Genomic DNA, 13288 nt, shown 5'->3' with positions numbered 1-13288 from the left:
ACAAAACGGCTTAAACTGTACCACACACGAGTCGTCATATTTAAGTAAAACATAGGCATGTCAACGAATTACGGCGCCAAAGGTGACATCTGTCGCAACCTTGAAACCCTGGATACCCACCTCTTTGCCATCCCGCCCTCGCCCCTCGAGCGGCTGGAGCACCCCCTGTTCCGGCAGGCCGGGGTCGAGGTGTGGGTCAAACGCGACGATCTGCTCGACCCCCTCATCTCGGGCAACAAGTGGCGCAAGCTAAAGTACCATCTGCGGTATGCCAGTGAGCGTGGACTCACTACCCTGCTCTCCTTTGGCGGTGCTTACTCCAACCATCTGCACGCCCTCGCGGCCGCCGGCGCCCGTTTTGGCTTTACTACCCGGGCACTGGTGCGCGGCGAGCCGGAGGCGGCCGATAACGCCACCCTGCGCCCCTGCCGGGAGTGGGGCATGTCCCTGACCTTCGTGGATCGCCACACCTATCGCCGCCGTCACAACCCCGAGTGGCTCGCCACGCTGGCCGCCCCCGACACCCTGCTGATCCCCGAGGGGGGCAGTAGCACACTGGCCCTGCCCGGGGTCGCCGAGCTGGTAGCCGAGGTGCCCTTCTCACCGGATTACTGGGTGCTGCCCTGTGCCAGTGGCGGCACCACGGCCGGCCTGCTGAGCGGGCGCCGCCACGGGGAGCGGGTGCTCGCCATGGCGGTCTTGAAGGGGGGGGATTTTCTGCGCGAGGAGATAGCGCGGCTGTGGCCGCCGGCCCGGCTGGAGGACGGCTGGCAGGTGGCGACCGAGCATCACGGCGGTGGCTACGCCAAGGTGAGTCCGGCGCTCTGGCAATGGGTGCAGGCCTTCATGGCCGAAACCGGCCTGCCACTCGAGCCTGTCTACAGTGGCAAGGCCATGTGGGGACTGTGCCAGGAGCTGGCAGCCGGACACATACCCCGCGGTAGCCGCCTCGTCTTCATCCATACCGGCGGGCTACAGGGGTTGGCCGGCCTCAGGGAGCAGGGTCGGTTGGATTGACCATGGGGCCGGCTCGGCGAACCAGAGCCCCTGCCCCGCATGCACCCCCAGATGGCGCAGGCAGTGCCACTCCTCGGCGCTTTCGACCCCGACCGCCAGGACGCGCGTATGGGTGTTGGCACAACCGCCGATGAGACTGCGTACCGCCATCTGGTTAACCTGACGCAGGTGGATATCGCGCACCAGGCTGGGGTGGAGCTTGAGGAAGTTGATGTCGAACTCCTTGATGTACTGGGTGCTCACCACATCCTGCCCCGCATGATCCACCGTCAGCCGCACCCCCAGCATGCGCAGGGAGCGCAGCGGCTTCTTGAGCGCCTCGAAGTAGCGGGTGATCTGGGCCTCGGAGCACTCCAGGATAAGCTGCTCATTGCGACTGCGCGGCAACTGGAACAGCGAGAAGAACAGCCAGCGCTGGAACTCCCGGTTGAGCAGACTCTGGGCGCAGAGATTGAGGCTGATCGGCGGCGCCTCGGGGGGCAGACGCTGGAGCAGCTCGAGCACCTGTTCTGTCATCAGACGATCAAACGGCAGCAACATGCCCGACTTCTCGGCCATGGGCATGAAGACCCCGGCCGTCAGCTCGTTACCCTGCTCGTCATCGAGACGGGCCAGCAGCTCCTGTTGCAGCACCAGCTGCCCCTGTCCCTGCAACACGGGCTGGCTGTAGAGGCGCACCGCCCGCTCCTCGATGCGACGGGTCAACAGAGTGCGCCAACGCACAGTCCCCTTGTTGGTGTTCTCCTCATCGGGCGAAAGCTTCTCGAACAAAAACCAGCCACTTCCCCCCTGCAGGTGAGCGCTCTTGAGGGCCAGCTCGGCCTCTTCCTGCACCTGGGCCATGGTATCTGTGCTGCGATAACAGACGGCACCGACATAGATCTCCCCTTCCACCTCCTCAGGCCAGTGCAGGCGCAGCAGGCTCTTGTGCAGCTGGGTGGCCGCATCCACCAGCTCGCTCTCGCCCTGATTGGGCAGCAGGACGGCAATCAGGTGGGCCGCATAGCGAGCCTGCAGGGCGCCCGCATGCTTGCGCACGAAGGCGCCGATCGAGAGGCTCGCCTCCTGCAGCACCTCGTTCATGACGCTCTCGTTGCCTTCCAGCTCATCCAGGCCGACCAGCTCGATCAACAGCATGCCGCCGTTAAGGGCGGCAGAGTCACGAATGGCGCTCTCCAGTCGGTTGTCGAAGAAGATACGGTTACCGGTCCCGGTGACCTTGTCCACGAAGGCGTTACTGCGGATGAAGCTGTCGAAGCGGCTGCGCTCCTTGCGGGCATCGGCCAGCTCTGCCAACAGGTAATCGATGGCCTTGCTGGCACTGGGCGGCCACTCATCGGCCGGGTTGTGGTTAAGCTTGCCGAGGGTACCGGCCAGGATCAGCTCGGCCCTGTGATTCAGCAGCTCGGCGCCGCGCATCTGTTCACGCAGCCAGCGGATGGAGAACCAGAGGCCGAAGACCACGATAAAGACCCCGAACGAGATGCCGAACATCGCCTCCATGGAGTATTCAAACTCCTTGAAGGGACGCTCCAGCTTCAGGCGTGCCTCATACTCGGGATGGCGCGGCAGGGTGAGGCTGTAATCCACCAGCGGGTCGTCCGGCTCGACGCCAAACAGGTTCTGAAAGCCATAGACTTTCTGCTCACCCCGAAAGACGTCCAGTGAGATGACATGGGCCGAGCGCAGCAGGCTCGGCATCCATTCGATCATCGGAGCCGACTCGGCCTGAAGGTCGAAGTTACGGTCGAGCACCTCAACCAGGGCTTCGACCTTCTTCTCTTGCAGCGCTATGCCCAGCTGACGAAAGCTGAAGACGCCACCGAGCATCACCATGGCCATGGCCGTGATGACGCAGAGGGTAATGAATGAAACGAGTTGCGTGGTGAGCTTCATCCGTGAATCCGTCCTGAGCGAGAACCCGATTCCCGCATGAACCATGATGCTATCACGGCCAACCGGTCAGGTCTGCCAGCCAGGCGGGCGCCATGAGAAAAAGGGCGCCCCGGCAGGCCAAACAGTAACAGCATGAGGCGATGATGTGAGTAAGAAGGCGATGCCGGGCTTGCTATCACCCGGTCCACGCCAGGCAGACGCCATGATGCCGGCCTAAGCCCCATACTCGTGCCCACGTCAACCGGCAAGTCAGCGGATAAGGTAGACATAGAGCACCGAAGCACAGAGGAAAATACTCACCATGACAACGGGATAGACCACATAGCTGTCCCCGTGACGGCGGGCGCGGCGCACCACCAGCTTGCACAGCAGCAGGTTGTAGCCGATCAGCAGGCTGGTCACCAGCAGGCTACGAAAAACGGGCAGGGATGGGATGTTACGATGATAGAGCCAGACCAGGATGAAGTTGGCCAGGATCAGGTAGAGCAGAAACTTCTGCAGACCCGGGGTCCCTTGCTTGGTCTTTTGCTTGCGGTTTGTCATACTGCCCCATTCCTTGTTCAACCCAATGAAAGCGACAAACAATGGGAAAAACTGTAGCAATATCAGTAAGTCAGACTATTCAAGAATAGTACCATTCGAAGCTATTGATGAGGTACTCTTTTTTCCTGTTCACTCTGCTGGTCTGCCTGCCGCTGCGGGCCTGGCACGATCGCCTGTGGAGCCTGCCCTCAACCCCCTCCCCCCTCGAGCAGCAACGCATCGAAGAGGAGGTAAACTACCTGCTTGGCAGCAAGACACATCTGGAGCGAACCCTGGGACGCGCCCGCCCCATGCTGCGCCTCATCGAAGAGGAGCTCCATCGTCGTCACTTGCCCTCCTGGCTGCTGCTGGTCCCCCTGGTGGAGAGCAGCTACCGCCTGGATGTGATCTCCCACGCCGGTGCGGCCGGTCCCTGGCAGCTGATGCCCGAGACGGCCCGTCGCTTCGGCATCCCGGTTGAGGCAAGCTTTGACGGACGCTATTCCCTCCCCCTCGCCACTCGGGGCGCCCTGGACTATCTCACCTGGCTGAAAGATACCTTCGACGGAGAATGGTTGCTGGCCCTGGCCGCCTACAATGCGGGCGAGGGGCGGCTCAAGGCGAGCCTGACGGCAGGGGCGGGCGGCTCGGTGCAGCAGTTGCCCCTGCCCGCCGAGACCCGGCGCTATGTGGCACGCCTGCAAGCGCTCGGGCGCCTGCTCTCGGCGCCGGAGCGATACGGCCTGCGCCTGCCCCCCTGGCAGGAGGGGGGCGAACTCAGGGTCGACTACCCGGCTGTCTGCTCCCTGACCGGCTGGAGCCAACGCCACCGCCAGGATCTGCAGGGACTACTCCCGCTTAATCCGGCCTGGCGCAGCTGGGAGCCGGCCATGCGTCCCCCTTGCCCCGTCCTCTATGGCGAGGCGTCATTGGTGACCACGACACGCAAGCGGCTGACCGTCACCCTGCCGGTCTCCCTCGAGGGACTCGCTGATCCCTTGCAGTTCGGCACGGCCAGGGGGCTGGACATGGAGCGGCGCGAGTGGCCTCAAGAGGCGCTTAAAGATCCACTAGGTCTTCGGGAAAGGCGACCCCACTGGTGGCAATGAAGTGCTGACGCCAACGGCTGAGCACGGGCGCCAGATCGACGGCGTCGGGTTCGGCCCAGGCCCCCCCGATGAAGCACAGCGAGGGGCCGACCGGACGACGGTGCATCAGCAGGCAGTCGAGGGGGGGAAGGCCGGGCAGCACCAGACGCAGGTTCTTGGGTAACTCGAAGCGCAGTGGCGCCAGGAATCCCACCCCGCCAGGGCCTATGTCCTTGATGATGACCCGACACAGGCGACGATCGAACAGCAGACCGCTCACCATCAGGCGAGCGGCGATGCCACAGGATTGCTCCTCGAAGGGAGTCTCGCCATCGTGCAGATACCAGCGCGGCTGCTGACGACGAGAGTCGTACAGCGGATCTTGTGTTTCATCCATGAATTTCAGGGCTCCTGACGACGGGCGGTCTCTGCCGCCTGCTTAAGATGGCTGCCAAACAGCTGGTCCAGGTTCGCCTCAGCTCCCTGCGACAGGATCAGCAGTTCGATGCGGCGGTTACGGCTTCCCTTGGGATCGCTGGGATCTTCGGGCATGGTGTCAGCCATACCGACCACCTGGGCCACCCGCTCGGTGGGCATGCCACCGGCCTGCAGCACCCGGCGGGCGATCATGGCGCGATCCGAGGAGAGTTCCCAGTTGGTGTAGTTCTGTCCGGCGAAGGGGGTCGCATCCGTGTGGCCCGAGATCATCACCCGGTTCTCGACCCGTTCAAACACCGGGGCCAGGGCCATCAGCAGATGATGGAAGAAGGGGGTGATACGGGCGCTGCCACGGGCATACATTTCGCGCTGATCGTTGTCACGGATCAGGATCCGCAGCCCCTGGGGCACCACCTGGATTTCCAGGTTGCGGCTCGCCTCCATCTGGTTGGCCAGAGAGCCGATAAAGCCGGCCAGCTGCTGCATCTGCTTCTCCCCTTCGACCCGTCCCTTGAGCAGGCTCTGGTAACCCGCCTTCCCCTCTTGATTGAAGATGGTACCGGCCTTGTCCCGATACTTGGGCATGCGTTGCCCCTCCTTGCTAAAGCGCGGAGAGGTCTCGTCCACCACCGAGGGGTTGCCACCCAGATCGACCGGGTAGGGGCTGTTGCTGATGTCGAAGGGGTTGGCCTCGCTGTCCATGATGCTGTAATCCCGCAGCCGGCTGGCCACCGCGGTACGCTCCTCCTGATTGGAGACCGCCAGGATCCAGAGCACCATGAAGAACGCCATCATGGCCAGGGTAAAGTCGGCAAAGGCCACCTTCCAGGCGCCGCCGGCCTTGGGTCCATGATTGCGCCGCTGCTGGCGCTTGATGATGATCTGCTCGTGGTTGCGCATTACATCGACCTGTTGGTGACCCACTCTTCCAGCTCGAGGAAGCTCGGCTTAACCTCGGGCTCGAGGACCTTACGACCGGCATCCACCGCCAGCAGGGGAAGCTTGCCACGCAGCTGGGCGAGCAGGATCGACTTGATGCACATCATGAGTGCGACCCGGCGCTTCACCTGCTCCTCCATGGCCGAGCTCAGGGGCTCGAGCAGGCAGTAGCAGAGGAAGATGCCGATGAAGGTGCCCACCAGGGCGGCCGCCACATGCACACCTATGTTGGCCAGGGGGCCATCGAGCTGCTGCATGGTGATGATGATGCCCATCACGGCTGCCAGGATCCCGAAGCCGGGGCAGGCTTCACCGGTCTTGTGCAGGGCGTGGGCCGGCTTGAGGAGATCCTCTTCGATCGCCATGATCTCCTGCTCCAGCATGGTGTCGAGCTCGTGCGGGCTGATCTTGCCCATGCCGAGCAGGCGCAGGTTATCGATGATGAAACCGAGCAGCTGGGGATCCTCGGAGATCTGGGGGTACATCAGGAAGACCGAGCTCTGCTGGGGGTTCTCGATGTGTTCGTCGAGGGCCTTGAGCCCCTTGTTGCGGGTCTCCTCGAGCAGTTGATGCATCAGGGTCAGCAGCTCCCGATAGAGCTCTTTTTCCTCTTTATTGGGCTTGAACACCTGCTTGAGCTGGTGCTTCATCTCGATCAGCACCGACTTCTCGTTACCCAGCATCATGGAGCCCACGGCGGCACCTATGATGATGATCAGCTCGGCCGGCTGCCACAGGGCGACCACCTTGCCGCCCGCCATCATGAAGCCCCCCAGGACACAGACGAGGATTACCCCAATGCCAATCTGCTTAAGCATCTATCCACTCCGGATTGAGGGGGAGACTCCCCCGATTAAAACGACGCCGCCAGTCGCTGCTTGAGTTGCTGTACGCACTGCTTGTGCAACTGGCAGACCCGGGACTCGGTCAATCCGAGCACCAGGGCTATCTCTTTCATGTTCAGTTCGTGCTGATAGTAGAGGGAGAGCAGCAGCTGCTCCCGCTTCTCCAGGGTGGTGAGCACCTTGCTGACCGTCATGGCGAGCTCGGTATCATCGCTCTCCACCGACGGGGCACGGCCACCGTTCTCCAGCCACTCCTCCAGACTCTGCAGGGCCTCGGCCTGCCCCGCATAGGCCAGATCGCGCACCTCTTCGAGGCTGCATCCCAGCGCCTGGGCAATCTCAGGCTCGCTCGGCACATGGCCCAGACGGGCCTGTAACTCGCGCACCTGCTGGTTAAAGGCGTGCACCTGCTGGCGCAGCTGACGCGGCCGCCAGTCGAGACGACGCAACTCATCGAGCATGGCGCCGCGGATCCGCTTGAAGGCGAAGCTCTCGAACTGTTCGTCCAGCTCGCCACCATAGCGCCGCCACGCCTCGAGCAGGCCCATCATGCCGACCTGCTCCATGTCCTCCCGATCGAAGGTGGCCGAGACCTGGCTGCGCAGGTGACTGGCGGCACGCTTAACCAGAGGCAGATACCGGCGCAGCACTTCGGCCTCCCCCTGTTGCGCCGTCGGGCGGTACTCTCTCTCCTCGGTCCAGAGCGCGTTCATGAGGCAGCCTTACTGCACTACGACCTTGGTGATGAGCAACTCATCGAGGTAGGTCTTGTAGCCGTAGCTCGCCAAAGTCAGCTCCAGCTTCTTGAGCAGCGACTCCTGCAACACCTTGATCTGCTGCAACTCCTTGCGTACCTCGTCGTGGCTGCGATGACTGAAGTACTGCACCATGGCGTTACGCAGCAGCGGCTTTTGCTCGTCAAGCTGGAGCAATACATCCGGATTGTGGGTCACCAGCGCCACCTCGAGCACCATGTAGTGGGTCTCATCGCCCCCTTCGAGGCTGATGACAAACTTGTCGAGGGGTTTAAACAAGGGGGTCGCGCTGAGCTCGGGCTGAGCCTCGGCCAACCCCAGCAAGACCTCAATCTTGTCGCGCTTGAGATAGCCCACATACCCCAGCACCAGTGTGAGGCAGATGACCATGATGACCACCGCCACCCAGATAACAATTCGACGCATCATCTCTGATTACTCTCTCGCTAGAACTCGTGTTGTCAGGGAGGTTTACACCAGGGTGTCGAGCCAACCGACGGCGTCGGTGGTCACGACCTCTTCCTCCATCAGGGCGCGTCGGCCGGCCAGGACCTGATCCCGCGGCGCCTGCTCCTGCTGGCCTGCCCCTCCCTGGCCCACATTCACCTCGACGCCACCCGCATGGTGGGGCATCAGGGCGCTGCGCAGCCGTTCCATCGACTGAATCAAGGCATCGCGTACGGCCGGGTTGGCAGCATTGAGCTGCACGGTCACACGATCGCCATCCATGCGGACATGTAGCTCGAGACGCCCAAGCTCGGGGGGATCGAGGCGGATATGGGCCTGCTTGATCTGCTGACCGACCTGCAATTCCACCTTGTCCTTGAGGGCCGCCACCAGCTGCTGTCCCCACTGCACCTGAGGATCGGCAAGACGCAGCGGCGCCCATTGCAGCTCACTGGGTCGCTGTAAGGCGACGGGAACCGGCCCCCCTTTCAGGGAAGGGATCTCGGGAGGAACCTCGGCCCCTCCCTCTTTGGCCGGCTCGGCGGCCGAGTGGGCCGCGAGGCGTAAAAGCGGCATCAGCTCGCGCTGGGTGATCGCCTGCTGGGTGAGTCGCGCGGGTGCCTCGCCCTGGGCAGGGGCCGCTTGCTCCTGAGGTAGCGCGCTCGACGGTGCGGCGGGCGCCGCCTTCGTCTCGGGCGTCGAGAGCGGGGGCAAGCGAACCGGCATCATGCCGCGAAAGGCCAGCGGGGCCGCCACGTAGCCAGGCTCAGGCGTGTTCGCAGCCTCGTCCACGGCGGGAGCGGCAGGCTCGCCCTGCGGCTGAGCCGTTGGCGCATCGCCGGGCAACTGGAGAACCGGCGCCTCGGCAAGAGGCCGCCCCTCTTCCTGTGCCATACGCACAAACTGCGGAAGCGGCTCGATAAAGGAGAGCTCGGGCTCGGCCATGCGCACAAACTGCGACAGGGGCTCAGGTGTCGGGTCGCCTGGCAGCGTCTCTTCCACCTCGTCCTGAGTCAGGGAGAAGCCCTCCTGCTCGGAATGAGCGTCCCGGCCACCGGCAATCCCCTCTCCCCGGGCACCGCGAAAACCACCTAACCCGTTAATCTGCATCGGATTCATCGACTGGCCACCTCTTCATAGGCACGGATCCCCTCGTGCTGCTCCCCCAAGCTCTGCCACTCCAGCTGCAGGCGCGCTGTCTCGCTACGGCACAAGACCAGCGCCTCAGCGTGCAAGCGGCGCACTTCTTCGCGGGTCGATGCCAGCGCCTGCCACAGGGCAGGGGCACGGCGCAGCTGAGCGCAGGCGTTGGCCAGGGCGGCATCGAGGCGGGTGACCTCCTGCCACTGACCGGCTCTGGCCTGGTCGAGCAGGCGAGAGGCCACAAGCAGCAACTGGCGAGCACTCTCTTGCTGGGATGGCAGCATGGGTTCAACCTCTTGCTATGGGCAACGAGGGGAAGCATGGCTTCCCCATACGGAAGCACTCAGGCGGCATGGCGCCCCATGGCTTCCCACCCTTCGCGCAGCTCTGTGATGATCTTGCGCACCTCGGCAAACCCGTCGGTGTCATTGCTGACGCTGATCTCAAACAGGCGCTGACCGCAGTAGTCATAGAGACGATGCAGGTTCAACGCCAGCTCACCGCCTTTCTCCATGTCGAGGGCGCTGTCGAGGCCGCCGAGAATATCGAGGCACTTGGTGATGGAGCGCCCCTTGCGGTCGAACTGGCGCACCTGAATATGGCCTTCGGCGCGCGCCATCTCGTCGAGCAGGCCGTCGATCAGCATCAGCACCAGCTGATGGGGATCGGCACTGGCCGCCTTGGCCTCGGTCGCCGCCTGCTGATAGGCGCTGTAACCGTCGTCGTGATCAAACATGATGGTTCTCTTAAATGCCCTGCATCGTCTGCTGCATCTGACTCATCAGGGAGAATTGATTCAAATAGCGTTTGTAAGCCGCATCCATTTTGCGATCGAGCGCTTCCATCCGCTGCTCGACCCGACGCTGGCTCTTCTCGATACTGTCCTTGTTGCGCTTGAAGACACCATCGCGGGCGGTGAAAGGGTCCACGGCACTGATCATTTTCTTGAGCAGCCCTGAGTCACCCATCAGTGCCTTGCTGAGCAGTTCGGGATCCTTCTCGAGGGCCTTGTTAAAATCGCTCTCGCTAAAACTCAGCTTGCCGTTTCTATCTGTCTTGATCCCTAACGAAGCAAGGCTCATGCCATCGGGCAGGTCTCGCACCGAATTTGCCAGTTTGCTCTTGAGCGCACGGGTCGAGCTATCCCCAGAGAGTGCCCCCGGATTCTTGGGGTCACTCGCCGTTAACTTTCCCAGTTCATCGACCAGGCCGTTGTAGCTCTCGACAAACTTCTTGAGAGCCCCCGTCACCGTCTCCGTATCCTGGCTGACGGTGATTTGCAGCGCTGCATCGCCGGCCTTCTGCGCCTTGGTCAGATTGATGGTGAGCCCCTCAACCACGTTCTCCAGCTTGTTACTGGCCGATGTGATTGCAATGGCCCCGGGACCACTGCCCATGGTGACGATCGCATCCTGTGCCGCTGTAATGTCCTTGCGAGCCAAGGTTGCCTGCCCCAAGGCCGAGGCAGGATCACCACTAAAATCAATCGTGATGGCATTTTTGATGCCGCTCTCCCGGCTCGCCAGCACCAGATTGACTTCACCGTTGTTGCGTACCAGGCTGGCTCGCACCTTATCGTTGCCGGTTGCATTGTTGATTTGGCTAACCAAGTCTTTCACCGTACTGCCCGGGGCCAGAGTGGCAAGATCAATCTTGATGCTCTTGCCATCCACGGTGAGAGAAAACTCACCGCTGCTAGGTAGAGGGTCGCTCTCACTGGCCAACTTGATCCCGACCTGATGGGTCTGGGCGAGTTGATTGATGAAGAAGTTATATTGCCCGGATGCCGCCTTCCCATTGCTGGTGACCGTCATCATCCCCTCTTGAGAGACGGTCGCCTTTTGGGCCTGCAGTGTGGAGGCCTTGTTCAGCTCCTTCAGCTGGGTTTGAAAGCTGCTGAGCTTGGTGTTGAGGCCGTTCATGGCAGAGAGCTGGGACTTGAAACTTTCCTGCTGCTTCTTCAGCAGCCTATCCATGTTGAGACGCTCGGCAGCCACCAGCTGAGTGGCCATGGTGGCGGGATCAACCATCATGATAAGAATCCTCTTGGGTTGTGACTGCGGATAGGAAAGGGGCGCATCGCCGCTTTCCTATCCGCACAGAGCCTCCCAAGGGAGGCTCTTCGGTTACGAGTTAGCGCAGCAGGGAGGTGACCATACCGGTCATCTGATTGGAGTTGGAGAGCACAGACATGCCCGCCTGCATCAGCATCTGGTTCTTGGTCATGCTGGTGCTTTCTGCGGCGAAGTCGGCATCCATGATGCGCCCCTTGGCCATGTCGGTGTTCTCCTTCATGTTGGAGAGGTTGTTCACCGTATGATCCAGGCGGTTGATGTTGGCACCCAGTGCGGAGCGAACCTTGCCGATATCGCCCAACATGGTTTCCATCTTCGTCATCTGCCCCTGCATAGCCGTCTGGGTTGCATTCGCTCCCTGATCGAAGTCTTTAAGATCGGTATCCTTAGCCGTCTTCACCGCTGTGGTGACGGCGGCGAGATCGGTGCCGATGTTAACGGTCAGCTTCTCGGCGGAAGATCCCCCAATCTGGAAATCGATGCCAGACTGGAATTTCCCCTTGTCGGCAGCCTCATCGCTCAGCAGCTTGGCGCCACCAAAGGTGGTGTTTTTTACGATGTTGTCCAGCTCGGCAGAGAGGGACTTCATTTCGGAACCCATGGCGGCTCGGTCAGTAGAGGTGGCGGTGCCATTGGCCCCCTGAGTCGCCAGATCCTTCATGCGTTGAACGATGTTGGTCATCTCGTCCATGGCACCTTCGGCAGTCTGCATCATGGAGATAGCATCCTGGGCGTTGCGCATGCCGACCTTCTGGCCGTTGGACTGGGCTTGCAAACGGGTGGCCATCTGCAGACCGGCCGCGTCATCGGCGGCGGAGTTGATGCGCATGCCGGTGCCCAGACGCTGCATGGCGGTGTTCAGCAACTTGTTGGTGGAGTTCAGCTGGTTTTGGGTAACCAGAGACGCATAGTTGGTATGAATGGACAGACCCATTATCGGTTCCTCATGACGGGTATAGGCAAGATGCCAGCAAGATCTCTTCAGAGGAGATAAACGACCGAACGAGCCGCAATATTAAATGACCGCCCGCTTTTTCTAAGTTCGAAGATGAATTCACCGAGGAGAAAAAACAGAGCGGGGGGCATATGCCCCCCGCACCTATTAATCTGCAATTAACGCAGCAGGGAGGTGACCATACCGGTCATCTGGTTGGAGTTGGAGAGCACAGACATGCCCGCCTGCATCAGCATCTGGTTCTTGGTCATGCTGGTGCTTTCTGCGGCGAAGTCGGCATCCATGATACGGCCCTTGGCCATATCGGTATTCTCTTTCATGTTGGAAAGGTTGTTCACCGTGTGTTCCAGACGGTTGATGTTGGCACCGAAACCGGAGCGTACAGTGCCGATATCACCCAGTACAGTTTCCAATGCCGTCATGGCCTTCACGGCCTCTGCATCGGTCTTGATCCCGGCTTTAACATCGGCGTGGTCGAGACCACTGCCACCTGTGGTGCCAGTCACCTTCTTGAGGTTGGCCGACAGATCGACGCTCAGCTTCTCGTTCGAGGTGCCACCGATCTGGAAGTCGATGCTCCCCTCGAATGCACCACCCTTGAGCAGGGCCTTACCACCAAACTTGGTGTTGTCGACTATGTTACCCAGCTCTTTTTTAAGTTCGCCGAACTCGGCATCCATCGCAGTGCGATCGTCAGCAGTTGCAGTGCCGTTGGCGGACTGGGTGGCCAGATCCTTCATACGCTGAACGATGTTGGTCATCTCGTCCATGGCACCTTCGGCGGTCTGCATCATGGAGATGGCATCCTGGGCGTTACGCATGCCGACCTTCTGGCCGTTAGACTGAGCTTCCAGGCGGGTGGCCATCTGCAGGCCGGCGGCGTCATCGGCGGCGGAGTTGATGCGCATGCCGGTACCCAGGCGCTGCATGGCGGTGCTCAGCAGCTTGTTGGTGGAATTCAGCTGGTTTTGGGTAACCAGAGATGCATAGTTGGTATGAATGGACAGGCCCATTATCGGCTCCTCATTGCTGGCGCCGGCTACTTGCCGGCAGGGTCTCTTCAGAAGAGGTAAACGACCGAATTGGCGGCAATATTAAATGGCCACCCACTTTTTTGCGTACTAAGGCGAGTTCTTCATTGCTGTAAAAATAGAGCGGGGGGCATATG

At 61.4% G+C, this 13288-nt stretch carries 15 protein-coding genes; 2 read left to right on the top strand and 13 right to left on the bottom strand.

Annotated elements, in window-relative coordinates; all coding sequences use genetic code 11:
• The first annotated feature begins 57 nt into the window (after positions 1 to 57).
• Complete coding sequence (locus tag BN1121_RS05615; RefSeq protein ID WP_082038228.1) at positions 58 to 1017, top strand: 1-aminocyclopropane-1-carboxylate deaminase/D-cysteine desulfhydrase; 960 nt, start codon at positions 58 to 60, stop codon at positions 1015 to 1017.
• Here BN1121_RS05615 and BN1121_RS05610 read toward each other — a convergent pair.
• Positions 973 to 2913 carry an EAL domain-containing protein gene (locus BN1121_RS05610; RefSeq protein WP_005352949.1) on the bottom strand — a complete coding sequence of 647 codons (1941 nt, stop codon included), beginning with the start codon at positions 2911 to 2913 and terminating at the stop codon, positions 973 to 975. The genes BN1121_RS05615 and BN1121_RS05610 overlap by 45 nt on opposite strands.
• 249 nt (positions 2914 to 3162) lie before the next feature.
• Positions 3163 to 3456, bottom strand: a complete 294-nt coding sequence (locus BN1121_RS05605; protein WP_005352951.1) for a hypothetical protein — start codon at positions 3454 to 3456, stop codon at positions 3163 to 3165.
• A 107-nt stretch (positions 3457 to 3563) separates the two neighbouring features.
• Here BN1121_RS05605 and BN1121_RS05600 point away from each other — a divergent pair, with 107 nt between their 5' ends.
• A complete protein-coding gene (locus BN1121_RS05600) occupies positions 3564 to 4544 on the top strand; it encodes a lytic transglycosylase domain-containing protein (protein ID WP_005352953.1) in 981 nt (326 codons plus the stop codon).
• Here BN1121_RS05600 and BN1121_RS05595 read toward each other — a convergent pair.
• The 11 genes from BN1121_RS05595 to lafA (BN1121_RS05545) form a co-directional block, all read right to left on the bottom strand.
• Positions 4495 to 4920: a hypothetical protein gene (locus BN1121_RS05595; RefSeq protein ID WP_005352967.1), complete on the bottom strand. Its 426-nt coding sequence runs from the start codon at positions 4918 to 4920 to the stop codon at positions 4495 to 4497. The two genes, BN1121_RS05600 and BN1121_RS05595, sit on opposite strands and share 50 nt — an antisense overlap.
• Before the next feature lie 5 nt (positions 4921 to 4925).
• Positions 4926 to 5861, bottom strand: a complete 936-nt coding sequence (gene lafU, locus BN1121_RS05590) for a lateral flagellar motor protein LafU (RefSeq protein ID WP_043597422.1) — start codon at positions 5859 to 5861, stop codon at positions 4926 to 4928.
• Positions 5861 to 6718: a lateral flagellar motor stator protein LafT gene (lafT, locus tag BN1121_RS05585; RefSeq protein WP_005355791.1), complete on the bottom strand. Its 858-nt coding sequence runs from the start codon at positions 6716 to 6718 to the stop codon at positions 5861 to 5863. Before lafT ends, lafU begins: the two co-directional genes overlap by 1 nt.
• 35 nt (positions 6719 to 6753) lie before the next feature.
• Positions 6754 to 7458: a lateral flagellar system RNA polymerase sigma factor LafS gene (gene lafS, locus BN1121_RS05580; RefSeq protein WP_005355795.1), complete on the bottom strand. Its 705-nt coding sequence runs from the start codon at positions 7456 to 7458 to the stop codon at positions 6754 to 6756.
• Positions 7459 to 7467: 9 nt separating this feature from the next.
• Positions 7468 to 7929 carry a flagellar basal body-associated FliL family protein gene (locus BN1121_RS05575; RefSeq protein ID WP_005355798.1) on the bottom strand — a complete coding sequence of 154 codons (462 nt, stop codon included), beginning with the start codon at positions 7927 to 7929 and terminating at the stop codon, positions 7468 to 7470.
• Between the two features lie 42 nt (positions 7930 to 7971).
• Positions 7972 to 9066, bottom strand: a complete 1095-nt coding sequence (locus tag BN1121_RS20250; RefSeq protein ID WP_005355800.1) for a flagellar hook-length control protein FliK — start codon at positions 9064 to 9066, stop codon at positions 7972 to 7974.
• The gene (locus BN1121_RS05565) at positions 9063 to 9374 is read right to left on the bottom strand and encodes a hypothetical protein (RefSeq protein WP_005355801.1); all 312 of its coding nucleotides are present in this window, start codon (positions 9372 to 9374) and stop codon (positions 9063 to 9065) included. The genes BN1121_RS20250 and BN1121_RS05565 overlap by 4 nt, the downstream gene beginning before the upstream one ends.
• A gap of 59 nt (positions 9375 to 9433) precedes the next feature.
• Positions 9434 to 9826 (bottom strand): lateral flagellar export chaperone LafC, encoded by a 393-nt coding sequence (lafC, locus tag BN1121_RS05560; RefSeq protein ID WP_005355803.1) that lies wholly within the window; start codon positions 9824 to 9826, stop codon positions 9434 to 9436.
• A 10-nt stretch (positions 9827 to 9836) separates the two neighbouring features.
• On the bottom strand, positions 9837 to 11123 hold the full coding sequence (lafB, locus tag BN1121_RS05555; RefSeq protein WP_005355805.1) for a lateral flagellar capping protein LafB: 1287 nt from the start codon (positions 11121 to 11123) through the stop codon (positions 9837 to 9839).
• Between the two features lie 100 nt (positions 11124 to 11223).
• Entirely contained in the window at positions 11224 to 12099 is an 876-nt protein-coding gene (gene lafA, locus BN1121_RS05550; protein ID WP_005355807.1) for a lateral flagellin LafA, read from the bottom strand.
• A 179-nt stretch (positions 12100 to 12278) separates the two neighbouring features.
• Positions 12279 to 13133, bottom strand: a complete 855-nt coding sequence (gene lafA / locus BN1121_RS05545) for a lateral flagellin LafA (protein ID WP_005355808.1) — start codon at positions 13131 to 13133, stop codon at positions 12279 to 12281.
• Positions 13134 to 13288 lie beyond the last annotated feature (155 nt).

The organism is Aeromonas diversa CDC 2478-85 (genome assembly GCF_000819805.1).
In the GTDB taxonomy this organism is placed as follows: domain Bacteria; phylum Pseudomonadota; class Gammaproteobacteria; order Enterobacterales; family Aeromonadaceae; genus Aeromonas; species Aeromonas diversa.
The sequence above is the reverse complement of the archived record's forward strand: the minus strand, read 5'-3'. Positions and strand labels throughout refer to the sequence as shown.

Excerpts from the sequence above, each read along its gene's own strand:
- lafU (WP_043597422.1), bottom strand. The coding sequence starts at position 5,861 with ATGCGCAACCACGAGCAGATCATCATCAAGCGCCAGCAGCGGCGCAAT.
- lafS (WP_005355795.1), bottom strand. The coding sequence starts at position 7,458 with ATGAACGCGCTCTGGACCGAGGAGAGAGAGTACCGCCCGACGGCGCAA.
- lafT (WP_005355791.1), bottom strand. The coding sequence starts at position 6,718 with ATGCTTAAGCAGATTGGCATTGGGGTAATCCTCGTCTGTGTCCTGGGG.
- BN1121_RS05600 (WP_005352953.1), top strand. The coding sequence starts at position 3,564 with ATGAGGTACTCTTTTTTCCTGTTCACTCTGCTGGTCTGCCTGCCGCTG.
- lafA (WP_005355808.1), bottom strand. The coding sequence starts at position 13,133 with ATGGGCCTGTCCATTCATACCAACTATGCATCTCTGGTTACCCAAAAC.
- BN1121_RS20250 (WP_005355800.1), bottom strand. The coding sequence starts at position 9,066 with ATGAATCCGATGCAGATTAACGGGTTAGGTGGTTTTCGCGGTGCCCGG.
- BN1121_RS05615 (WP_082038228.1), top strand. The coding sequence starts at position 58 with ATGTCAACGAATTACGGCGCCAAAGGTGACATCTGTCGCAACCTTGAA.
- lafC (WP_005355803.1), bottom strand. The coding sequence starts at position 9,826 with ATGTTTGATCACGACGACGGTTACAGCGCCTATCAGCAGGCGGCGACC.
- BN1121_RS05575 (WP_005355798.1), bottom strand. The coding sequence starts at position 7,929 with ATGATGCGTCGAATTGTTATCTGGGTGGCGGTGGTCATCATGGTCATC.
- BN1121_RS05605 (WP_005352951.1), bottom strand. The coding sequence starts at position 3,456 with ATGACAAACCGCAAGCAAAAGACCAAGCAAGGGACCCCGGGTCTGCAG.
- lafA (WP_005355807.1), bottom strand. The coding sequence starts at position 12,099 with ATGGGTCTGTCCATTCATACCAACTATGCGTCTCTGGTTACCCAAAAC.
- BN1121_RS05595 (WP_005352967.1), bottom strand. The coding sequence starts at position 4,920 with ATGGATGAAACACAAGATCCGCTGTACGACTCTCGTCGTCAGCAGCCG.
- BN1121_RS05565 (WP_005355801.1), bottom strand. The coding sequence starts at position 9,374 with ATGCTGCCATCCCAGCAAGAGAGTGCTCGCCAGTTGCTGCTTGTGGCC.
- BN1121_RS05610 (WP_005352949.1), bottom strand. The coding sequence starts at position 2,913 with ATGAAGCTCACCACGCAACTCGTTTCATTCATTACCCTCTGCGTCATC.
- lafB (WP_005355805.1), bottom strand. The coding sequence starts at position 11,123 with ATGATGGTTGATCCCGCCACCATGGCCACTCAGCTGGTGGCTGCCGAG.